Annotated in this window: 18 protein-coding genes; 13 read left to right on the forward strand and 5 right to left on the reverse strand. The window is 52.9% G+C overall.

The window, feature by feature from the left end; translation table 11 throughout:
- Window positions 1-46 precede the first annotated feature (46 nt).
- Together mngB and mngA are read right to left on the reverse strand one after the other, a co-directional pair.
- Window positions 47-2,674 carry a mannosylglycerate hydrolase gene (gene mngB, locus J1781_RS03445; protein WP_217233207.1) on the reverse strand — a complete coding sequence of 876 codons (2,628 nt, stop codon included), beginning with the start codon at window positions 2,672-2,674 and terminating at the stop codon, window positions 47-49.
- Between the two features lie 50 nt (window positions 2,675-2,724).
- Window positions 2,725-4,653 (reverse strand): PTS 2-O-a-mannosyl-D-glycerate transporter subunit IIABC, encoded by a 1,929-nt coding sequence (gene mngA / locus J1781_RS03450; RefSeq protein WP_129992021.1) that lies wholly within the window; start codon window positions 4,651-4,653, stop codon window positions 2,725-2,727.
- Between the two features lie 186 nt (window positions 4,654-4,839).
- Here mngA and J1781_RS03455 point away from each other — a divergent pair, with 186 nt between their 5' ends.
- Window positions 4,840-5,559 (forward strand): GntR family transcriptional regulator, encoded by a 720-nt coding sequence (locus J1781_RS03455; RefSeq protein WP_217137547.1) that lies wholly within the window; start codon window positions 4,840-4,842, stop codon window positions 5,557-5,559.
- Here the strand turns inward: J1781_RS03455 and pdxR are convergent, their stop codons facing one another.
- A complete protein-coding gene (pdxR, locus tag J1781_RS03460) occupies window positions 5,560-7,011 on the reverse strand; it encodes a MocR-like pyridoxine biosynthesis transcription factor PdxR (protein WP_217233213.1) in 1,452 nt (483 codons plus the stop codon).
- A gap of 122 nt (window positions 7,012-7,133) precedes the next feature.
- On the opposite strand from pdxR, the gene J1781_RS03465 reads away from it, so the two are divergent.
- The 6 genes from J1781_RS03465 (at window position 7,134) to mgrA (ending at window position 12,883) form a co-directional block, all read left to right on the forward strand.
- Window positions 7,134-7,565, forward strand: a complete 432-nt coding sequence (locus J1781_RS03465; protein ID WP_217233208.1) for a carboxymuconolactone decarboxylase family protein — start codon at window positions 7,134-7,136, stop codon at window positions 7,563-7,565.
- Between the two features lie 257 nt (window positions 7,566-7,822).
- The gene (nrdH, locus tag J1781_RS03470; protein ID WP_095923387.1) at window positions 7,823-8,062 is read left to right on the forward strand and encodes a glutaredoxin-like protein NrdH; all 240 of its coding nucleotides are present in this window, start codon (window positions 7,823-7,825) and stop codon (window positions 8,060-8,062) included.
- Window positions 8,063-8,072: 10 nt separating this feature from the next.
- The gene (gene nrdI, locus J1781_RS03475; RefSeq protein ID WP_129954886.1) at window positions 8,073-8,477 is read left to right on the forward strand and encodes a class Ib ribonucleoside-diphosphate reductase assembly flavoprotein NrdI; all 405 of its coding nucleotides are present in this window, start codon (window positions 8,073-8,075) and stop codon (window positions 8,475-8,477) included.
- On the forward strand, window positions 8,459-10,621 hold the full coding sequence (gene nrdE, locus J1781_RS03480) for a class 1b ribonucleoside-diphosphate reductase subunit alpha (RefSeq protein ID WP_129954885.1): 2,163 nt from the start codon (window positions 8,459-8,461) through the stop codon (window positions 10,619-10,621). The genes nrdI and nrdE overlap by 19 nt, the downstream gene beginning before the upstream one ends.
- A 20-nt stretch (window positions 10,622-10,641) precedes the next feature.
- Window positions 10,642-11,625 (forward strand): class 1b ribonucleoside-diphosphate reductase subunit beta, encoded by a 984-nt coding sequence (nrdF, locus tag J1781_RS03485; RefSeq protein WP_217233209.1) that lies wholly within the window; start codon window positions 10,642-10,644, stop codon window positions 11,623-11,625.
- A 214-nt stretch (window positions 11,626-11,839) separates the two neighbouring features.
- Window positions 11,840-12,883, forward strand: a complete 1,044-nt coding sequence (mgrA, locus tag J1781_RS03490; RefSeq protein WP_217137545.1) for an L-glyceraldehyde 3-phosphate reductase — start codon at window positions 11,840-11,842, stop codon at window positions 12,881-12,883.
- A gap of 100 nt (window positions 12,884-12,983) precedes the next feature.
- On the opposite strand, the gene J1781_RS03495 is transcribed toward mgrA, so the two are convergent.
- Both J1781_RS03495 and J1781_RS03500 read right to left on the reverse strand, forming a co-directional pair.
- Complete coding sequence (locus J1781_RS03495) at window positions 12,984-13,535, reverse strand: OmpH family outer membrane protein (protein WP_129954882.1); 552 nt, start codon at window positions 13,533-13,535, stop codon at window positions 12,984-12,986.
- Between the two features lie 386 nt (window positions 13,536-13,921).
- Window positions 13,922-15,277 (reverse strand): 2-hydroxycarboxylate transporter family protein, encoded by a 1,356-nt coding sequence (locus tag J1781_RS03500; RefSeq protein WP_129954881.1) that lies wholly within the window; start codon window positions 15,275-15,277, stop codon window positions 13,922-13,924.
- Window positions 15,278-15,596: 319 nt separating this feature from the next.
- On the opposite strand from J1781_RS03500, the gene J1781_RS03505 reads away from it, so the two are divergent.
- From J1781_RS03505 to proX (J1781_RS03530), 6 genes are all read left to right on the forward strand, one after another.
- A complete protein-coding gene (locus J1781_RS03505) occupies window positions 15,597-17,249 on the forward strand; it encodes an ATP-binding protein (protein WP_217137544.1) in 1,653 nt (550 codons plus the stop codon).
- Window positions 17,242-17,955 (forward strand): response regulator, encoded by a 714-nt coding sequence (locus tag J1781_RS03510; RefSeq protein WP_129954879.1) that lies wholly within the window; start codon window positions 17,242-17,244, stop codon window positions 17,953-17,955. Before J1781_RS03505 ends, J1781_RS03510 begins: the two co-directional genes overlap by 8 nt.
- Window positions 17,956-18,544: 589 nt before the next feature.
- On the forward strand, window positions 18,545-19,741 hold the full coding sequence (proV, locus tag J1781_RS03515) for a glycine betaine/L-proline ABC transporter ATP-binding protein ProV (protein ID WP_129954878.1): 1,197 nt from the start codon (window positions 18,545-18,547) through the stop codon (window positions 19,739-19,741).
- Window positions 19,738-20,937, forward strand: a complete 1,200-nt coding sequence (proW, locus tag J1781_RS03520) for a glycine betaine/L-proline ABC transporter permease ProW (protein ID WP_129954877.1) — start codon at window positions 19,738-19,740, stop codon at window positions 20,935-20,937. The genes proV and proW overlap by 4 nt, the downstream gene beginning before the upstream one ends.
- Before the next feature lie 162 nt (window positions 20,938-21,099).
- Window positions 21,100-22,098, forward strand: coding sequence for a glycine betaine/L-proline ABC transporter substrate-binding protein ProX (proX, locus tag J1781_RS03525; RefSeq protein WP_217233210.1), 999 nt, complete (start codon window positions 21,100-21,102; stop codon window positions 22,096-22,098).
- A gap of 24 nt (window positions 22,099-22,122) precedes the next feature.
- Window positions 22,123-23,118 (forward strand): glycine betaine/L-proline ABC transporter substrate-binding protein ProX, encoded by a 996-nt coding sequence (gene proX / locus J1781_RS03530; protein WP_129955003.1) that lies wholly within the window; start codon window positions 22,123-22,125, stop codon window positions 23,116-23,118.
- The last annotated feature ends 31 nt before the right edge of the window (window positions 23,119-23,149 follow it).

Genomic DNA, 23,149 nt, shown 5'->3' on the forward strand with positions numbered 1-23,149 from the left:
GACGGAGCCTTCGGGCTCCGTTTTCTATTTTTGCAACCCGTTAACGTTAAAAATGAATGCGAAAACTCTTTGACTGGCAGGGTTTAAACGTCCCCAGGTCACCTTTTTTATGTTGAGAAGAGACCTGCGTTTCATCCATGCGGACTTCCTGCCATTCGGCCACAGTGACATTAATCTGCAAATTATCCTGCGTGCTTTGCGTTTCCGAGGGGTTATAAACCCGCACAATCAACGCCTCTTCATCTTCGGCTTTTTTCAGGGCGCTTAACACCGTACCCGAAATGCATTTGTGCATCAGGCTGAAACGCGACGGGGTCTTGTTTTTCGTCAGATTCAGCTTCATCGCGTCATACGGCATTTTGTTGTAGGTGCGCACCGGCGTCAGATAATCCCGCGCATGTTGCATAACATTTGCCTGAATAGGATCGCCACTGAAACCGAACAGGGCGAAACGGTAAACCTGTTTGCCCGCCATCTGCGAATCCGGCGTCGGCATTTTAATGCCGGAAGGACGTCCAGGACGCAGCAACAGATTTTCCTTACCCAAAACACCGACGGCGCGAAACAGCGTCAGGGCGAAGATATTATAGGATTCGCCGACCACCTCAAACTCACGCAACCCTTCGGTAAACAGCGCCAGCCCATGATTGCCGTCCTGTAATGCCGCGAAATTCATTAGCTGCCATACCGGTACCGGCGCTTCTTTCCAGTTTTCTGCTTCCCAGTTATCCATCGCCGCATCATTTACCGGGCGGGTAATACAACCAAACTGATTGTTGGCCACCACTGTCTGGCTGGCAAACGGCGTCGGGATCAGTACCCGCAACCGGTGATCTTCCGCGCGGTTTTCCAGCGCCAGTTCGATCTCAATCCGGCGGCTGTTTTTCGCCAGCGTCACGTTGATTGTTACAGGCATTTCACGGCTCAAAGTTCGCGTGGCGCGATCTGCCAGCGTCCCCGGCAGCGGCATCGTCAGCGAAATGGTCGCCGTGCTTTGCCACGGCTGATGCTGATAACTCACCTCAGCCGTCAGGCTGCCCGAGGTTAGCACCCATTCGTCACGCGCCGGAGAATAGTCATATTCATCGCCATCGTCAGAGCCGTTTTCCAGTTCCAGTACCTGCTGATAACGGTGGGAAGTCTGTTTATCAAGAATATCCAGCGTACCGTTCGGGTTAACCGTCACGCGGTAATAATCGTTTTCCAGCACCTCTTCGCCCTGCGGCGCGGGCTGCAAAATGCCCGGCTGATGCGGCGTAACGTTCAGGGTGACGTAGCCCATCGCGGGCAGCGTGGCGCAAAGCTGGATGTCGTATTCCATAAAGGGTTCGTAATTGCCGTAGTGCACAATCTGCCTGTCCACCAGCCCCGGATCGATTTCCCGCGCTTCGCGGATGAAATAAGACACCGTACTGCCCTGCCCGTCAGTCAGGCTGAAAGAGGACGCCCGTATCCGCACGGTGGTATTGACCGTTTCCTGCCGCGGATGCAGTGAGAAGTTGAACAGCGCCAGCCGGTCAGCGATGTGACCGTCAGGTTGCAGGTTATCGATGATTTTACGCATCGTGAACTGAATGAGGTTTTCGGCCATGTCGTCAGCGAGAATAAAGCGCGACATAATTTCCTGATGAACCTTGTCGCTGCAACAACAGCCGATGCTGTCATGCGCGTGGTTCTTCATAATTTCCTTCCACATTTTTTCGATCAGGCCATGATGGTAATCAAAACCTAAGCGCCAGGCTATGGAACACAAGGGTTCGAGCACATTGACGATTTTGTTTTCAATCGCTGCGTTGGCTTGTTTGATGTCCATACGGGTAGAGGAAATGGTGCGGTGAACGCGCATGTATTTGCCATCGTTAAATTCCCCCCGCAACAACGCCAGTTGCGGTTTGATGGCATCGATGCGTTCAAAAATTTCTTCAAAACGGCTGAGCTGGAAACTGCGCTGCGGGTAAATCCGCCGCAGCATCTCCATGATGGTAAAGATATTTTGCTGCAGCGGCATCTGATCATGACCGTTAGGCAGCAGAATATCGCCGGTCAGCGACGCCGCTTCCAGCACCGGCAGATACTTATCCAGCCGTTCGCGCAGCGCCTCTTCATTCTCGGGTAAATATTTGCCGATGGCATAACCCAGCGGCAGCACCTGCACGGTGACTTCGCTGCCGTCGTTACTCTGCCAGCGGAACTCGGTTTTATCCGTGCCGTGGCGTTCCGAGCAGCCGCGCCAGAACATGGCATGTTGCAGGCCAAACCCGTTAAAGATATGCGGAAGCTGGGAGGACATACTGAAGGAATCCGGCAGATAGCCGATTTTCATGGGCTCACCAAACTCGCGGCAATCACGCATGCCGTACAGCAGGTTGCGCAGGATGGACTCACCACTGACCACCATCGTGTCGGTCTGCGTATACCACGGCCCGATAATCAGCTTTCCGGCCCTGGCCAGCGCCTTCACACGGGGACGGTTTTCCGGGCAAACCGCAAAATAATCTTCGAGGATCGCCGTTTGTCCGTCCATGACGTAAAACGGATAGTCAGCGTCATTTTCCAGACGAACGAGGATCTCCGCCATGTTATTGACCAGCAGGATCCGCGAGGCTTCCGTCGTGAAATACCATTCGCGATCCCAGTGCATATGCGGGGTCAGATGAACGCGGGAAACAGTCATAAAATCATTCCTTTCAAGCCCTGCAGGGCACAATGTGAATTAACCCGAAATTAAGAAGAAGGGATGTCGCCGGTGAAATGTCCCTGTCGTACCGCGTAACCCCGCCAGCTCAGCAAAACCACCGTGGAAATCACCGTGCCCGCCAGCGCGGCACCCAACCAGATAGCTGCCGACAGCCAGCCACCCCATCCGCCATCATGCAGCAGGAACATGGAGAAAATGCCCGCACCTGGCGTGGAAAGGCCGATCCCCGAAGCCCCGACGATCGCGCCAGTCACGACCGATCCCGCCAGGAAGGAGCCGATGACGCGTAGCGGATCTTCAATAGCCATCGGGATCGCACCCTCGGTGATCCCCGCCAGGCCGAGCAGCCAGGTGGACTTTCCGGTTTCGATTTCAAAAGATTTAAACAGTTGGGGTGCCAGCAGAGTTGACGCGGTCACGGTAAATGCCGAGACCATTTTGGTCGCACCGAAAATAGCGTAAGGGCCGTAAACACCGTTTGCCATCGCGCCCAGACAAAACGCATAAGCCGCTTTGTTGATCGGCCCGCCCAGATCAAAGGAACACATAAAGGCAATCAGCGCGCCGAGTACCATCGCGTTACTGCCGGATAATCCGTTCAGCCATGCGGTCAGACTGGTATTGAGCCACGCCACCGGTTCGCCGATCACAAATAACATGACGCTGCCGGTGACCAGCGTGCCGAGCACCGGATAGAGGTAAAACATCAGGAAGCCGTTGAAGCTGGCGCGCAGGCGGACATGTTTTTTCATCCAGCGCATGACATAACCGGCAATCAGGCCCCCCGCCACACCACCGAGAAACCCTGCGCCGATCATGTTGGCGCACAGTCCGGCGGCAAAGCCCGGCGTCAGCGCCGGTTTGTCTGCCAGCGAATAAGCGGTGTAGGCCGACAGCACCGGTACCATCAGAATGCCCAACATGCCGCCGCCGAGCTGACGGTACATCCACAACCATGACTCTTTCTGCGCGTACAGTTCCTGCCAGCCAAACAGTTGCGCGATCAGCACAGTCACCGCCAGCAACGAGCCACCGGCGACAATCAGCGGCACGGCAAAGGAAATTCCGCTCAGCAAAGCCTGTTTTAAATCTGCTTTTATGCTGGTTTTCTGCGGCTTAACCGGCGCTGAAGCCACGATTTCACCGGGCTGCCGCCGTATCGCAAGCGCCTGTTGCAGCACCGCTTCGGCGTGGCGGATCGGTTCCGCCACCGGCACCTGAACGCAGGGGATCCCGTCAAAACGCTGGCTGTCTTTGATTGCCACTTCAGCGGCAAAAACGCAGGCAACGGCACGATCACATTGCGCGGCAGTGATCGCATTCTCAATGCCGTTAGCGCCCTGCTTTTCCACATCAATGTGGATACCTAATTTTTTCGCCGCTTTTTCCAGATATTCCGCCGCCATATAAGTGTGCGCGATCCCCGCCGGACAGGCAGTGATGCACACTACCCGCGGCGCATCGTCAGGCAAAGCCCTCAGTTTCTGAGTTTCCGGCACAGACTCTTCGCCCAGTAACGCCAGCACCTCCTGCACGTGTCGCGCCACCAGCAGCGCCGCACGGGTTTGATCATCAACCAGCCGCGTGGTCAGTGCCGTCAGCAGTTCCATGTGGGTCGAACCCGCCTCCGCTTCGGGGATCGCCAGCAGGAAGATCATGTTTACCGGCTCCTCACCATCCACGCCCTGCCACGGCAGCGGATTTTCCAGCGTTGCCAGCGCAAACGCCGCGCGCCGGACACTGGCCGATTTGCCGTGCGGTACCGCCAGTCCTTCGCCCAGCGCAGTCGGGCCTTCGTTTTCACGTTCCGTCACCGCCTGCAAAAAATCCTGTGCGTTATCAAGGATCCCCTGCTGATCGAGTTGCTGAACAAGAAAAGCGATCGCCCGTTCACGGCTGGAAAAATGGCTATTGAGGTGTATCAGTTCGGGAGACGTCAGTAATGTAAGATCCATAAGTTGTCCTGTCTGAATCGATGAAAAACGATATTTGTATTATTTTTGTATTGTATTTGTATTAAACATCAGACCCGCAAGAGATGACTGTGATCCAGATAGAAGATCTTTCGTTGGGTTGTATTGTTTTTGCAGGGTCTGTGAACTGTTACACTCGTCCGAACGTGCCCGACAGGAACCTGAAACGTGAGTAATCAGCCGCTTTACCGCCAGATCGCTTCGCAGATCCGCGATCAGATCCAGCGCGGAGAAATCAAAACAGGCGATGCGCTGCCGACAGAATTGCGTCTGCGCGAGCAGTTTGGCGTCAGTCGTGTGACGGTACGGCAGGCGATCAAGCTGCTGGTCGAACAGGATGTGCTGGAAAGCGTGCAGGGCAGCGGGACTTACGTGAAGGAAGCGAAGGTCAATTACGCTATTTATCAGCTGACCAGCTTTGATGAGAAGTTACAGCCTCTGGACAGACCCTCGCACAGTGAGGTTCTGGCGTTCTCCATCGTGAAACCGCCGATCGGTATCGCCGAAGCGCTGGCACTGGCTGAACAGGCGCGGGTGTATTACATCAAGCGCCTGCGCTATATCGCCAGCAAACCTGTGACGCTGGAAGAAACCTGGATGCCGCTGGACTTGTTCCCTGACCTGACTTACGAGGTGATGCAGGGTTCGAAATATGCCTGGATGGAGCAGACCAAACGTCTGGTAATTGACCGCAGCGAGCAGGAAGTTATCCCGCTGATGCCGACCAAAGAGATGGTGTCGCTGCTGGGCGTGGCCGCAGATCAGCCGATTTTACAGAAGATCTCGAAGGGTTTTCTGGCGGATGGCACGGTGTTTGAATTCAGCCGCAATACCTTCCGCACGGATGATTATAAATTCACACTGGTCGCCAGACGGATGCCGCACTGATTAACGGCTGTTTTCAAACACGACAGCCAGCCGTTTCACCAGTCCGTCAGCCTGTTGCTGAGAACTGATATTCACAAACCCCATCAGCAGGCCGTTCGGACGTAAAGCCTCACCCCTCACGCGGCGCTCAACCTGCCAGTCAGACAGCGCCTGCACTGCCAGCCCCTGTTCGCGGGCATTTTTCGCGATCAGCGCATCGTCCAGAGCGGCATTGAGTGTGGTGCAAAGTTGGATCCCGCCGATCTGCTGACTGACGCGCAATATCTGCGCCGGAAACGCCGCCGTCAGTGCCTGTTCCAGATAGCCGCGCCGCTCAGCATAAAGCTGGCGCATCCGCTTCAGGTGCCGGTAGAAATGCCCCTGCTCGATAAAATCCGCAATGCTGCTTTGCACCAAAGGCGGCGTGCCGCAAATACGCAGCGGACAATACGCCTCGATTTTTTCCACCAGACTCTCCGGCACCACCATATAGCCGCAGCGCAGCGCCGGAAACATCACTTTGCTGAATGTACCGGCGTAAATCACCCTTCCCTGCGTATCCAGGCTTTTCAACGAAGGCAGCGGCTGGCCGTGATAGCGGAACTCACTGTCGTAATCATCTTCAATAACCCATGCCTGCTGATTCGCCGCCCAGTCCAGCAGCGCCAGACGTCGCGATAAGCTCATGGTCACGCCGGTCGGGCTTTGATGCGCAGGCGTCACCACGGCAAAACGGGCATGGGGGAAATGTTTTACCGCCTGCGGCACGTTCATGCCTTCGTCATCGACATTCACCGCCATCGGAGTGGCACCTGCCGCGCGGAAAAATGCCTGCGTCACCGGATAACCGGGATCTTCCAGCCAGACGCCGTCACCCTGTTGCAGCAGGCTGCCGGTAATCAAGTCCAGCAACGGCGCATAGCCACCGCAGATAAATATCTGTTCCGGACGGCAGGTAAATCCACGGGAGAGTTGCAGATAACGGGCGACGGCGTGGCGTAAAACGTCCGTACCGGTCAGCGGCGGATGGCCTAAATCATTCATGCTGGTATGACGGATTTGCCGCGAGACAATGCGCGACCAGATAGCACGGGGGAACGCATCCAGCGCCGGCAGCCCGAGCTGGAAAGGAAGGGAAGAAACTGAAGGCAGCATCGGATTGATGGGCTTACGTGCAGCGTCTTTCCTGATCACCTTTGGCGCAGGTGCGGATAAGCTCTCCGGCGCGCTGACAACCGTGCCAGCCTGACCGCGGCTTTGCAGAAAGCCTTCCGCCATCAGCAGGCTATAGGCATTTTCAACCGTGGCCCGCGCCACGCCGAGCTCGCTGGCCAGCGCGCGGACAGATGGCACACGGCTGCCGTGCCTGAGTTGCCCTGCCATGATCGCCTGCTTCACCCGCTGATAAATCTGCCGGTAAAGAGGTTGTTTGTGTCGGGGATCGAGAGGGAAGGCAAGACTGAAGCGGCTCATCATGACCTGCTTAAAGAGACATTTTATGGCCCTGTAGTATAGACCATGTACCGCGTAAAGTAGCGCCTGTTGAGACGCGCTTTGCGTCGCTGTTTAGTCCAGAAATCCCAGAGGAAATCATCATGAATGCACTTCGCCTGCCTTACTATTCCCTGTCTTCTTCCGTGATGGAATCAATGAAAGCGGCGCTCGGCGCACTGGAAAACGGTCCGCTGGATAATGTGATTATCGAGCTGGCTTTTCTGCGTGTGTCACAAATTAATGGCTGCGCGTATTGCCTGGATATGCATTCCAAAGCGTTGCGCAAAATGAATGTCGAACAAACCACACTGGATCAGCTGGCGGGCTGGCAGGTCAGCCATGCATATTCGGAACGTGAACGCGCGGCACTCGCCTGGGCAGAATCACTCACTCTGATTGCCGCCACCGGCGCACCAGATAGCGCCTTTGAACCGCTGAAAGCGCAGTTCAGCAACGTGGAAATCTCGGAACTGACCTTCGCCATCAGCCTGATGAATGCCTTTAACCGCCTCGCCGTCGGTATGCGTCAGTAATTATTCTGTTGTTTTTTTGAACTGAAAAAAGTTTTCTCTCTCCAGCCCGCTCCCTGCGGGCTTTGCCATTTTTGCAACAGGCAAAATTGTAAAATCTACATATTGTGTGGTTGAAAATTTAAATCACCACATCTAGTATTCAAAGCATCGGGACGCCACGATGGCACCGACTATCACGCCTTTCCCCCGGCTGAAGCAGCCGCACAGCGGGAAGGCAAAAATTGTCTCTGATTTTTCACTAAATGGAAATACGAATCATGAGCATTATTATTTACAGTAAACCAGACTGTGTCCAGTGCAACGCGACTTACCGTGCATTAGATAAACAGGGCATCGCTTATCAGGTAGTGGATTTGACTCAGGATGAGCAGGCGCTCGGCCAGGTGCGTGCCATGGGCTATCAGCAGGTACCGGTGATTGTGGCCGGTGACGACCACTGGTCCGGTTTCCGTCCGGATAAAATTTCCGCCCTGCGTCAGCTCCAGAACGCGTTCTGAGGCCCGGCGGATGAATCCGTTGGTCTATTTTTCCAGCAGTTCAGAAAACACCCATCGCTTCGTGGGCAGAACGGGATTACCGGCGATCCGCATCCCGATAGATCGTCAGCCTGAAAAATTGCGGATGGACTTGCCGTATATTTTGGTGGTCCCAAGCTACGGCGGCGGTTCGGCCAAAGGCGCGGTACCGACACAAGTGATCCGTTTTCTGAACGATGAACATAATCGTTCACTCATCCGCGGCGTGATCGCCGCCGGAAACACCAACTTCGGCGCAGCGTATTGCATTGCCGGCGATATTATTTCCCAGAAGTGTCAGGTCCCTTACCTGTACCGTTTTGAGTTACTGGGAACGCCGGAAGACGTTGCAAAGGTCAGACAGGGAGTAACAGAATTTTGGCAGCGACAGAACTAGCAATTACCGACCCCGGCACCCGCAGCCCGGACTATCACGCGCTTAACGCGATGCTGAATCTGTTCGACGCTAACGGCCAGATCCAGTTTGATAAAGACCGCCTGGCCGCGCGTCAATACTTCCTGCAACACGTCAATCAGAATACGGTTTTCTTCCATAACCTGGCGGAGAAACTACGTTATCTGGTGGAAGAAGGCTATTACGAAGCCGACGTGCTCGGCCAGTATGAATTTGACGACATTAAACGCCTTTTCAAACAGGCTTATGCCAAAAAATTCCGCTTCCAAACCTTTCTGGGTGCCTTCAAGTATTACACCAGTTACACGCTGAAAACTTTCGACGGCAAACGCTACCTTGAACGTTATGAAGATCGCGTGTGCATGGTGGCACTGACGCTGGCACGTGGCGACATTCAGCTCGCCAGCCATTTTGTCGATGAGATCATTTCCGGCCGCTTCCAGCCTGCCACGCCGACGTTCCTCAACTGCGGCAAAAAACAGCGCGGCGAGCTGGTTTCCTGCTTCCTGTTGCGCATTGAAGACAACATGGAATCCATCGGACGCTCGGTCAACTCGGCATTGCAACTTTCCAAACGCGGTGGCGGCGTGGCGTTTATGCTGACCAATATCCGCGAAGTCGGCGCGCCAATTAAGCGCATCGAGAACCAGTCTTCCGGCGTCATTCCGATCATGAAGATGCTGGAAGATGCTTTCTCTTATGCCAATCAGCTCGGTGCGCGCCAGGGCGCGGGGGCGGTCTATCTCAACGCTCACCACCCGGATATTCTGCGTTTCCTTGATACCAAACGTGAAAACGCTGACGAAAAAATTCGTATTAAAACGCTGTCGCTGGGTGTGGTTATTCCTGATATCACCTTCGAACTGGCGAAGAATAACGAAGATATGTATCTGTTTTCGCCCTATCACGTCGAGAAAGTGTATGGCGTGCCGATGTCAGAAATCAGTATCAGCGAGAAGTACCGCGAGATGGTGAATGACAAGCGCATTCATAAAAGCAAAATCAATGCGCGTGAATTCTTCCAGGTGCTGGCAGAAATTCAGTTCGAATCGGGTTATCCGTACATGATGTTTGAAGACACGGTTAACCGCGCCAATCCGATCAAAGGCCGCATCAACATGAGCAACCTCTGTTCGGAAATTTTGCAGGTGAATTCGCCGACAATCTACGGTGAAGATCTGTCGTATCAGGAGATTGGTAAAGACATTTCCTGTAACCTCGGTTCGCTGAACATCGCCTCGGCGATGGATTCGCCGGATTTCGGCAATACCGTAGAAATGGCGGTTCGTGCGCTGACGGCGGTGTCTGACATGAGCCACATCCGCTCAGTACCGTCTATCGATCAGGGGAATCAGGATTCGCATGCCATCGGCCTCGGCCAGATGAATTTGCACGGTTATTTGTGCCGTGAGCGTATTTACTACGGCTCGGCAGAAGGTCTGGATTTCACCAACATCTATTTTTGCGCCGTGGCGTTCCACGCAATCCGCGCATCAAACCAGATCGCCATCGAACGCCGGCAGTCGTTTAAAGGCTTCAGCGATTCCACTTACGCCAGCGGCAGCTATTTCGACAAATATGTCGATGAGGCGCAGGCTGAGAAATGGCAGCCGAAAACAGCGCGCGTGCGCGAACTGTTTGCAGACGCCGGAATTGCCATTCCGACGACCGCTGACTGGGCGGCGCTGAAAACCTCCGTCATGCAGCATGGCCTGTATAACCAGAATTTACAGGCGGTGCCGCCAACCGGTTCTATTTCTTACATCAATAATTCGACATCAAGTATTCACCCGATTGTGTCCCGCGTGGAAATCCGCAAAGAGGGCAAAATTGGCCGTGTGTATTATCCGGCGGCGTTTATGACCAATGACAATCTGGATTATTACCAGGATGCGTACGAAATCGGTCCGGAAAAAATTATTGATACCTACGCCGAGGCCACGCAGCACGTCGATCAGGGGCTGTCGCTGACACTTTTCTTCCGCGATACCGCCACCACACGCGACATCAACAAAGCGCAGATTTATGCCTGGCGTAAAGGCATCAAAACCATTTATTACATCCGTCTGCGCCAGATGGCGCTGGAAGGCACCGAAGTTCAGGGCTGTGTTTCCTGCACGCTGTAACCGATTGAAAGGATTTAAAAATGAGCGCAGTAAAACAATTGTTAGTGCCACAACCGGTCAGCAAAGCCATCAACTGGAACAAAATCCAGGATGATAAAGATCTGGAAGTATGGAACCGCCTGACGTCGAACTTCTGGTTGCCGGAAAAGGTGCCGTTGTCGAATGATATTCCCTCCTGGGCGACGCTCAGCGCACAAGAGAAACAGCTGACGATCCGCGTATTTACTGGCCTGACGCTGCTGGATACGGTCCAGAACGTGGCTGGCGCACCCACGCTGATGAAGGATGCGGTGACGCCACACGAAGAAGCGGTTTACTCGAATATCTGCTTTATGGAAGCAGTGCATGCGCGTTCTTACAGTTCGATTTTTTCGACGCTGTGCGCCACCGTTGACGTGGATGAAGCCTACCGCTGGAGTGAGGAAAACGTCGTGCTGCAAAACAAGGCTGCAATCATTTTGTCGTATTACGACGGTGAAGATCCGCTGATGAAGAAAGTTGCCAGCGTGTTCCTTGAATCCTTTCTGTTCTATTCCGGTTTCTATCTGCCAATGTACTGGTCAAGCCGCGCCAAGCTGACCAATACCGCCGATCTGATCCGTCTTATCATTCGTGATGAAGCGGTTCACGGTTACTATATCGGTTATAAGTTCCAGAAAGCCCTGGCGCTGGAAAGCGCAGAACGGCAACGTCAGATTAAGGAGCAGACTTTCGATCTGATTCAGGATTTGTATGACAACGAGATCCGCTACACCGAAGAACTTTACGACGGCGTAGGCTGGAGCGAAGACGTGAAGAAATTTCTGCACTACAACGCCAACAAAGCGCTGATGAATCTCGGCTACGAAGCCCTGTTCCCTGCCAGCATGGCCGACGTCAATCCGGCGATCCTCTCCGCCTTATCGCCAAACGCCGACGAAAACCATGACTTCTTCTCAGGCTCCGGATCGTCGTATGTGATCGGCAAAGCCGTCAACACCGAAGACGAGGACTGGGATTTCTGATTCTCCTCGAGATGAGCAAGGTTTGCTTGTGCTCCTTCCCCTCTCACGAGGGGAAGGTGGGGATGGGGTGTGGGTCAGCGACTCAGTGGCCATTGGCCCTCCCCTTCGCAGGGGAGGGCGCTAAAACCCACTTTCTGATGTTGCCGTTATTTTTCCCCGCGCTAGTATAGAAACAGTGTTTCAAAACCCTACGCGATCAGAAAAAGGAAACATCATGACGCCTTATACGGCTTCCCCTTCCCGCTATGAAACCATGCAATTCCGTCGCTGCGGCCAGAGCGGTTTAAAACTCCCCGCTCTTTCTCTTGGCCTGTGGCACAGCTTTGGCCATGTCAGCCCGCTGGAATCCCAGCGGGCCTTGCTGCAAAAAGCCTTCGATTTAGGCATTACCCATTTTGATCTGGCGAATAACTACGGCCCGCCACCGGGCTCGGCGGAAGAAAATTTTGGCCGCTTGCTGAAACAGGATTTCGCGCCATATCGCGATGAACTGATCATCTCCACCAAAGCAGGTTACGACATGTGGCCGGGGCCGTACGGTTCCGGCGGCTCGCGCAAATATCTGCTCGCCAGTCTGGATCAGAGCCTGCAACGTATGGGGCTGGATTACGTTGATATCTTCTATTCGCACCGTGTGGATGAAGCAACACCGATGGAAGAAACTGCCGCGGCGCTGGCTTATGCGGTGCAAAGCGGCAAGGCGCTGTACGTCGGAATTTCTTCATATTCGCCGGAACGTACGCAGAAAATGGCGGAACTGTTACGCGAGCTGAAAGTGCCGCTGCTTATCCATCAGCCGTCCTACAATCTGCTAAACCGCTGGGTAGACAAGAGCGGGTTACTGAATACGCTGGAGCAAAATGGCACAGGCTGTATCGCGTTTACCCCTCTGGCGCAGGGGCTGCTGACCGGTAAATATCTTCAGGGTATTCCGGACGGTTCACGCATGCAGGTGGAAGGCAATAAAGTACGCGGTCTGAATGCCAATATGCTGTCAGAAGAGAACCTGAACAGTCTGCGGTTGCTCAATGACATGGCGCAACAGCGCGGACAGACCATGGCACAAATGGCGCTGAGCTGGCTGCTGAAAGATGATCGGGTAACGTCGGTGCTGATTGGTGCCAGCCGCCCGGAGCAACTGGATGAAAATGTGCAAGCGCTGAACAATCTGCGCTTCACCGCTCAAGAACTGGCGACGATCGATAAGCATGTGGCGGATGGTGAGCTGAATCTTTGGCAGGCTTCGTCAGATAAGTAGTGTTATAAAGATCAGCATTCTGAATTAACACTAAAATTAAAGTGTTAATTCAGATGCCGGGGGGTTTTAAATGAATACGGGTTAACGAATAACAATGAGATTATTTTTTGGCTTCCGGTGTTTTAACCGTCGGCTGCGGTGCCACTTTCGGCATCAGTTTAGGCATTTCGGCAAAAGTCACTTTTTCATTTTTCAACTGAGCCGCTAACTCTTTACTGATATCCAGATCTTTCGAATAACTTACCGTCGTTTGGACAGGGAAGATAACATCGATCTTATGGGCAACACGGTATTGTTCAGCCGACTTTTTAACCTGATCTGCAACAACCTGACGCGCCGCTTGCAGCTGTACCTGCCATTGGGCATCCAGAGCTTTAGCATCAGCCTGACGAACCTGGGCTGCTTTTTCCGGTGTCATGGTTTTATAAAGTTCTTCCGCTTGTTTAGCCGTGCCCTGAAGGCTCTTGTAAACCGCTTCGAGATGGGTTTTTTGTTGGGTAGCAAGACCAGATTCATCGACCACTTGTTGAATGTTTACGAATTTCACTTCCTTTTCCCCACCAGTTTGTGAATCACACCCGGAAAGCAAGCTTCCTGCAAGAATGGCTAAAGCAAGCGCTTTGCTGAAACGACGATTAATGACTGAATTCATAAAAATCCTAATTTGAATTGCTATATTAAATAAGAAATGAAAAATTATTATCCATAATTAATCGAACAATTCTAATTAATGAATTCTAAAGCATTCGTTAATCGAAAGCTTAATCCTGAAAATTCATAAGATTAATAAAAGCTTCTTATATCGATCAGCATTTTGGAAGTGCTTATTCCTCCCCGGGTAGGAAAATCCCTTTTGTATAGGAAAGGAGAAGACATCGGCACTCAATTAAAAGGGAATAAGAAGCATTAAGGCTGAATAAGCGCGTTAATACGGGACATGCGGAGGATTATTTCATCGGAAAAATACCCCCGCAATGTGTCTAAAAACAGACGCAGGGGCGTTCTCTGTGTCCCCCTTCGGCTGAAGGGGGGAAGATGTTATGCGAAGAATTTCGCCAGCACGAATAATCCGACAGATACGTTAATTGCGCCGCCTATGCGGGTAGCAATTTGCGCGAAGGGCATCAGCGTCATGCGGTTACCGGATGTCAGAATTGCCACGTCACCGGTGCCGCCCTGCCCGCTCTGACAGCAGGAGACGATCGCCACATCGATAGGGTGCATGCCGATTTTCTTACCCACATAAAAGCCGGTGCCGACCAGCGCCATTACGGTGGTCACAATCACCAGCAGGTTCTGAATAGTGAAAGCGTTGATCAGCTCCTGCCAAGGCGTAATGGCCACCCCTACCGCGAATAACACCGGATAAGTTACCGCCGTACGGAAGAATTTATACACCGTCATTGAACCGTGCTGAATAGTCGGCGAAACGCCGTTAGCCAGTTTCACCAGCACCGCCGCAAACAGCATGCCCACGGGCGCCGGCAGGCCAATCCATTTCTGGCCCAGCATTCCGACCATGTACAACAGGATCGCCAGCAGTGCGCCACAGGCCAGCGCATTGACGCCCGGGTTACCGTTAAATTCCTCAGTACCGCTGCCCATCTTGCCGTTGCCCGACGGCATCAGCTGGCCTTCACCCGTCAGATGTGGATAACGTTTCCCCAGCTGATTCAGCACACCCGCCAGCACAATGGCCGTCAGACCGCCAAGCATAACAATCGGCAGAATGCGCCCAAGCGCCACACCTTGCTCCATATGCAGGATGGTCGCGTAACCCATCGACAGCGGGATTGCGCCTTCTCCTACACCACCGGCCATGATTGGCAGGATCAGGAAAAAGAAGGTTTGCACCGGCGGTAAACCTAAAACCGTGCCCATCGCCATACCGGCGATCATCCCGACAACTTCGCCGCACAGCATCGGCACAAAAATACGCATAAAGCCCTGAATCAACACCTGACGATTCATGCTCATGATGCTGCCGACAATAATGCAGCAAATATAGAGGTAGAGAATATTGGTGGATTTATAAAATTTGACCGTGGAGTCAACAACAACATCCGGCAGCAGACCATAATGCACCATCGCCGAAGGAATAAACGTGGCACAAATCGCCGCGGCCCCCAGTTTCCCTACCACAGGTAAGCGTTTACCGAACTCACCGCAGGCAAAGCCGAAGAAGGCCAGCGTGGCGACCATCACCACGATGTCGCTCGGCAACTTGCCGTTCAGGCAGTCAAGCAGGATCAGTACGCCCGCCAGCAGAAAAAATGGCAGCGGGATGATGCCTATTTTGTAGTTATCAAGAATGTGCCACCATTTTTGTCTGGCTGAAAGGCCGGAGGTTTTCGTTTCTTTGACAGCGATGTAGGAATCGTCGGTTGTGCTCATGACATTGCCTCTTTCTTCGGAAGTCTTTTCTTATTGATGGTCTGAGCATATGAAAACGACCGGTCAGCCGGATGTGAGGTTGTTCAAATTAAAATCGCAGGGATAAAGGTTGTTATGGTGTTTATGGTGTTAATGCACCTTGCTTTATAAGGATTATAAGATTAGTAGTAAAACCCACCTTTAACCCTGTCATTACTGTGTGAAATCATCGCCATTTTAATCTCCTGTTCACAACTCTGCTTCTCTGCGATTACGGCTCACATTTTGCCGTGATAGGCTTATTCAATGTATGTTTTAAGTTCGCCTTGCAGCAGGTCGTATGAAATTCAGATTACCTTTTCAGGTAAAACTCTTTTTATCTCTGGTGGTATTTTCCTGCGTGTTGCTGGCACTGCTGGGGGCGATTTTATTTCATATTATCGACCGCCAGTTGCATCATGATCTCGGTCAGCGTGCCCGGGTTCAGGCCAGCGAGATTGCGCTGATGCCAGGGCTGGCGCAGAAAGTTAAGGCGCGGGATATTTCCGGCATCGCGCAGCTTATCCAGCCATTACGCGATAAAAGTGACGCCAGTTATATCGTCATCGGCGACACCCGCGAGCTGCATCTTTATCATTCCGAATCGCCGGATCGCGTAGACCTGCCGATGATCGGCGGTGATAACGCCGGTGTACTGGCCGGTAAAACCATTATTTCTGTGCGTCAGGGCGGCATTGGCGTTTCATTACGCAGCAAAGCCCCGATTCTGGATGCGAATAACCAGGTGATCGGGATTGTTTCGGTCGGTTATCTCACCTCATATATCGATAATATTAATGGCCGCCGTCTGGCGCAGGCCGGTTTATACGGTTTGCTGCTTTTATTATTGTTGTTTATCTTTTCCTGGATGTTTACCCGCAACGTTAAAAGACAGATGTTCTGGCTGGAACCCAAAGATATCGCCCTGCTGGTTCGCCAGCAAAAAGCTTTACTGGAAGCCATGTATGAAGGCGTATTTGCGGTTAACGCTGAAAAGCAGCTGATTTCCATTAACCGGGCTGCGCGTGAATTGCTCGATATCCGCCGGCCCGAAAACGAACTGCTGGGTAAACCCCTGGCGGAGGTGCTTCAGACGCCTCCCGCATTCTTCACGCAAAGCGGCGTCAGTGGAAATAACAGTCAACATGATCAGATTACGGTACTTAATCAGCGCCAGGTGATCGTCAACCGCGTGCCAATCGAACTGGAACCCGGTGCAGAGAGTGGCTGGGTATTCAGTTTCCGCGATAAAAATGACATTAATACGCTGAGCAGCCAGTTGAGTCAGGTGAAACGCTATGCTGATAATCTGCGCATCATGCGCCATGAACAGCTCAACTGGACCGCCACGCTGGCAGGTTTGTTGCAAATGCAGCGTTACGATGACGCCATGCACTATATACAGGCGCAATCGGAAGGCGCACAGGCGGTGCTGGATTTCGTCTCAGCGCGCTTTACCTCACCCGCGCTGTGCGGCCTGCTGCTGGGGAAATACGTCAGCGCGCGTGAAAAAGGCGTCGGGCTGAGCTTCGACCCGGCTTGTCAGCTCACCCGCATTCCGGCAGGCATTAGCGAAACCGAGCTGATGTCCGTAGTCGGTAACTTGCTCGATAACGCCGTGGACGCCACGCTGAAAGCGCTGTCGCCGCCTGCACCGGTTGAATTGTATATTTCCGACAGAAACCAGGAACTGCTGATTGAAGTCGCCGATCAGGGCAACGGTGTGGAAGATGCGCTCAAACCGCACCTGTTTGAACAAGGCGTCACCAGTAAGCCTTCCAGCGGACAGGACGCCACGGGTGCAGAACATGGCATCGGCCTGTATCTGGTTGCCGGTTATGTCCGTCAGGCGGGTGGTAGCATCGAAATATCAGACAACACGCCGCAAGGTACGATATTTTCAGTCTTTATCCCGTACCCGGCTGAAGCGTTAACAGGACAGAACCATGAATAACAGCAGCGCACTTGATGTCGTGATTGTGGAAGATGAGCCGCATCTGGCCGGTCTGCATCGTGATTTTATCGAGCAAAATTTTAATCTGCGCGTGGTGGGCATTGCGGCCACACTGGAACAGGCGCGTTCTCTGCTGCGGCTGCATCAGCCGCGGTTGATCTTGCTGGACAATTATTTGCCCGATGGTCAGGGCGTGGATCTGATCGACAGCCCGTTGCTGAAAAGTGTCGAATGTTCGGTCATTTTCATCACCGCCGCCAGCGACATGCAAACCTGCAGCCAGGCAATGCGCAGTGGCGCGTTCGATTACATTATCAAGCCGGTGTCATTTCATCGCCTGCGCAGTTCACTTGAACGCTTCATGCAACTGGTGCAAACCCTGCGTAATGTCAAAGTTGTTGATCAGCGGGCGCTGGATAAACTGTTTAATCTGCCCGCTACCGACACACCTTCAGCGCCTTCAGCCAAAGGCATTGAGCCGAATACGCTGGAACTGGTTCAGCGTGCGTTCACCACCAAACCTGATGTCAGCTGGTCAGTCGAGCAGGTGGTAGAAGAAGTCGGGATCAGCAAAACGACAGGCCGCCGTTATCTGGAATATTGCGTGGAAATTGGCTTTATCGCCGTGGAGATGCAGTACGGAAATATCGGTCACCCGAGGCGCCTGTATCGCAAAATAGCCGATGGCGGGAAATCTGCGTCATGATGTCCAATTGTGTCGGTTTCCCTGAGCGAATTACCCCCTCCCTGCCGGTGTTCTCACCGGCCAATTTCCGGCTTACCCCACCTGTTCAGGCTATTATTTCAGTGCATATTCATGTTTCAGACAACCGGTAAATTTCCGGCTTTCACGCAAATCTGAAATCTCTATTTACACCTGCCAATATGCACCGGCCATCACACGTTAATTTCATTTAAATTACAAAATTCAAACCCGCTAAAACCCCACAAAGAAAAAAGTTATTAACTTTATTAAAATCAACAAATTAACTATATTCTTAACGGATTACCCTGTCCTTTAATTAGGGGGGTAACCTCAAATATTTTCACCCGGAAATTTGTCATTAATTGTCAACGCTCACCGGGCGAAATTAGCCCCCCAAAATACCAACAAATACATAACCTGGAAATCAATCATGATTATTCCCCGGAAACATTGAGACTTGTCTCAGAATTTCGATGTGTTAGGGTATAACGCGTTCACTATTTCGTTACAGGCAAAATCCTATACGGTCCAACACAAAAACTAGACATCGAGCCGATACGGCTATTTATATCCAAGGAATGCACATTGCATGGCAATTAAAATCGAAGTAAAGAATCTTTATAAGGTATTTGGTGAAAATCCGGATCGCGCTTTCAAGATGATTGACGCAGGTAAGGGTAAAGAAGAAATTTTTGAGAAAACCGGTCTTTCACTTGGCGTTAAGAATGCCAGTCTGGCCATTGAAGAAGGCGAGATTTTCGTCATCATGGGGTTATCCGGTTCAGGTAAATCCACCATGGTACGCCTTCTCAATCGTCTGATAGAGCCCACCCGCGGCGAAGTCCTGATCGACGGCGAAGATATCGCCAAAATCTCAGAAGCAAAATTACGCCAGGTACGTCGCAGTAAAATCAGTATGGTGTTTCAGTCCTTTGCGCTGATGCCACACCTGACCGTGTTGAATAACACTGCGTTTGGTATGGAACTGGCCGGCGTGCCGGTGGAAGAGCGCAACGCCAAAGCGATTGACGCATTGCGTCAGGTCGGGCTGGAAAACTATGCCAATTCTTATCCGGATGAATTGTCAGGCGGGATGCGTCAGCGTGTCGGTTTAGCCCGGGCGATGGCCAACAACCCTGACATTTTGCTGATGGATGAAGCTTTCTCCGCACTCGATCCGTTAATTCGTACTGAAATGCAGGATGAGCTGGTGAAGCTTCAGGCTCAGCATCAGCGCACCATCGTGTTCATTTCTCATGATCTGGACGAAGCCATGCGTATCGGTGACCGTATCGCTATTATGCAGGGCGGCGAAGTGGTGCAGGTCGGCACGCCGGAAGACATTCTTAATAATCCGGCCAATGACTACGTTCGCACGTTCTTCCGTGGTGTCGATATCAGTCAGGTCTTCAGCGCCAAAGACATTGCCCGTCGTCGTGGCGCGCTTATTCGTAAAACCCCCGGTTTTGGCCCGCGTGCCGCGCTCAAGTTGCTCGAAGATGAAGACCGCGAATATGGTTATGTGCTTGAACGTGGTCAGAAATTTATCGGCGTGGTGTCGATTGAATCCCTGAAAACTGCGTTGAAAGCCAATCAGTCGCTGGAAAGTGCCCTGCTGGAATCGCCGGCAGCCGTACAGGCGGATATGCCGCTCAGTGAACTGATCTCTCACGTTGCCGCTGCGCCTTGCGCCGTGCCGGTTATCAATGAGGACAATAACTATATCGGCATTATTTCCAAAGCCATGCTACTTCAGGCTCTGGACAAAGAAGGGGGTAACGAATGAGCACTTCAATCCTAAATAACACCATTACACAACACGCTCAGGCCGCTCAGGCACAGGCTCTTGATCCTTCCGTGGATCCGTGGAGTGCTGATAACGCCAGTGGCGGTGTCGCACCGCACGCTGACGCCGCAACCTCTGCCGCACCGGCCGATGCGGGCAGCAGTGATCCGTGGGGCGGCGGCAGCGATGCCGCGACCAGCACACCGGACGCCACACATCACGCCGCGGCCCAGACCAACGACTGGCTCAGCATCGCGCCGGAACATCATCAGCATTTTAATGTTCTCGATCCGTTTCACAGCACGCTGATCCCGCTCGACCGCTGGGTCACGGAAGGGATCGACTGGCTGGTGGGCAACTTCCGTCCGGTATTCCAGGGGATCCGTGTTCCGGTCGATTTCGTCCTGAGTGGTTTCCAGCACGGTCTGGAATCCCTCCCCGCGCCGATTGCGATCCTGGTCTTCGCCTTGCTTGCCTGGCAAATGGCCGGTTTCGGCATGGGTGCCGCCACGCTGGTTTCGCTGGTGCTTATTGGCGCAATCGGTGCCTGGTCACAGGCCATGGTGACACTGGCGCTGGTTCTGACGTCTCTGTTTTTCTGTATTTTGATAGGGCTACCCCTCGGTATCTGGCTGGCACGCAGTCAGAAGGCGGCCAAAATTATACGGCCGTTGCTTGATGCCATGCAGACCACACCGGCGTTCGTGTATCTGGTGCCGATCGTTATGCTGTTTGGTATCGGGAACGTGCCAGGCGTCGTGGTGACAATCATCTTCGCCCTGCCACCGGTGGTGCGTCTGACCATTCTGGGTATTAATCAGGTTCCGGAAGATCTGATTGAAGCAGCCAAATCCTTTGGTTCAAGCCCGCGACAGATGCTGTTTAAAGTTCAGCTACCGCTGGCTATGCCGACCATTATGGCCGGGATTAACCAGACGCTGATGCTGGCGCTGTCGATGGTGGTTATCGCCTCCATGATCGCCGTAGGCGGGCTTGGCCAGATGGTACTGCGTGGTATCGGACGTCTGGATATGGGTCTGGCATCAGTGGGTGGCGCGGGTATCGTTATTCTCGCCATTATTCTCGACCGTCTTACCCAGTCGATGGGTCGCGACAGCCGCAGCAAAGGCGGTCACCGCTGGTTCACCCGTGGCCCTGTCGGTCTGGTGATGAAGCCTTTCACCAGGAAAGCCTGATTCACACCCTGCATTTTTCCCGGCGGTCCGCTGCCGGGAACACTCAACAGCTAAAACAACCCAGTCCACTCTTAGGTATTCATAAACAATCCTCAAAAACATTCGGACAGCCAACGCAGAGGCAACCTGAATGATAAAGAGGAAAAGAAATAAGGGTTCACCATGCGCACAACGCCTATTTGGGCACTAGCCCTGAGCACACTCGTCACATCCTCAACAACGTTCGCTGCCGATTTACCGGGTAAAGGCGTGGTCGTCAAACCGTTGCAAAGCACCATTGCAGAAGAAACTTTCCAGACCGAACTGGTTAACCGCGCGCTGGAAAAACTGGGCTACGACGTTCAGCAAACCGGCGAAGTGGATTACAACGTCGCGTATACCGCCATCGCCAGCGGCGATTCCACCTACATGGCGGTGAACTGGGAGCCGCTGCAAAAAGACATGTATAACGCAGCCGGTGGCGACCAGAAGTTCTACCGTCAGGGCACTTATATCAGCGGCGCAGCACAAGGCTATCTGATCGACAAAAAAACCGCCGACAAGTACCACATCCACGATTTGTCGCAGTTGAAAGACCCGAAAATCGCCAGACTGTTTGACGAAGACGGTGACGGCAAAGCTGATATGGCGGGCTGTAATCCGGGCTGGGTCTGCGGCCAGGTAATCAATACCCAAATCAAAGCTTACGGACTGAGCAATACCGTGACGCAAAACGAGGGCAATTATTCGGCCATTATTGCCGACACCCTTACCCGGTTTAAATCCGGTAAGCCGGTTCTGTACTTCACCTGGACGCCTTACTGGGTCAGCAACGAGATGAAACCGGGCAAAGACGTGGTCTGGCTGACCGTGCCGTTCTCGGCAAATCCGGGTTCGCAGAAAGATCTCGATACCACGCTGCCGAACGGTAAGAACTACGGCTTCCCGGTCAACAACGAACACATCGTGGCGAACAAAGCCTGGGCTGAGAAAAACCCGGCAGCAGCGAAACTGTTCGCCATCATGAAATTGCCGCTGGCCGACGTTAATGCACAGAACCTGCGGATGCATGAAGGGGAATCGTCTTCAGATGATATCCGGCAGCACGTTGATGGCTGGATCAAAGCGCATCAGGCGACCTTCAATGGCTGGATCAAAGAAGCTGCCGCCGCAGCAAAATAACACATGATAAAAACTGAGGTAATGATGAAAAAGACAGGACTCTGGGCCGTTGCCGCCCTCACCACATTTGCAACAGCAACCCCATTCGCTGCCGAACTGCCGGGTAAAGGTGTCACCGTGACGCCAATTCAGAGCACCATCAGCGAAGAGACATTTCAGACTGAGCTGGTGAATAAAGCGCTGGAAAAACTGGGCTACGATGTACAGCCAATCCGCGAAGTCGATTATAACGTCGGCTACACCACCATTGCGGCCGGAGATGCGACATTCACCGCCGTCAACTGGTCACCGCTGCACGATGAAATGTACAAAGCCGCCGGGGGCGATAAGGTATTTTACCGCGAAGGGACTTACGTGACCGGCGCGGCGCAGGGCTGGTTAATCGATAAGAAAACTGCTGAGAAATATCACATCACCAATATTGAGCAGTTGAAAGACCCGAAACTGGCTAAGTTGTTTGATACCAACGGCGACGGTAAAGCCGATCTGACCGGTTGTACACCGGGTTGGGGTTGTGAAGCGGCACTGAATGAACAGCTGAAAGCCTACGGCCTGGAAGATACCGTGACCCACAATCAGGGTAACTATTCTGCAATGATCGCCGACACCATCACGCGTTACAAAGAAGGTAAACCGATCTTCTATTACACCTGGACGCCATACTGGGTCAGCAATGTGCTGGTTCCTGGCAAAGACGTGTTGTGGATGCAGGTACCGTTCTCTGTCGTACCGGGTGATAAAAATGCCGATACCACACTGCCAAACGGTAAGAACTATGGTTTCCCGGTGAGCACCATGCACATCGTGGCGAACAAAGCCTGGGCTGAGAAAAACCCGGCGGCGGCGAAACTGTTTGCCATCATGAAACTGCCGCTGAAAGACATCAATGCGCAGAATGCTGCCATGCATGCCGGTAAAAATTCAGAAGCCGATATCGACGCACAAACCGACGGCTGGATCAAAGCCCACCAGGAGCAGTTCGACGGCTGGGTAAAAGAAGCGGCTGCTGCAGCGAAATAACGCTACATCAGATTCAGTCAGGCCAGCGGGC

Origin of the sequence: Rahnella perminowiae (genome assembly GCF_019049695.1) — a bacterium.
GTDB lineage: Bacteria > Pseudomonadota > Gammaproteobacteria > Enterobacterales > Enterobacteriaceae > Rahnella > Rahnella perminowiae.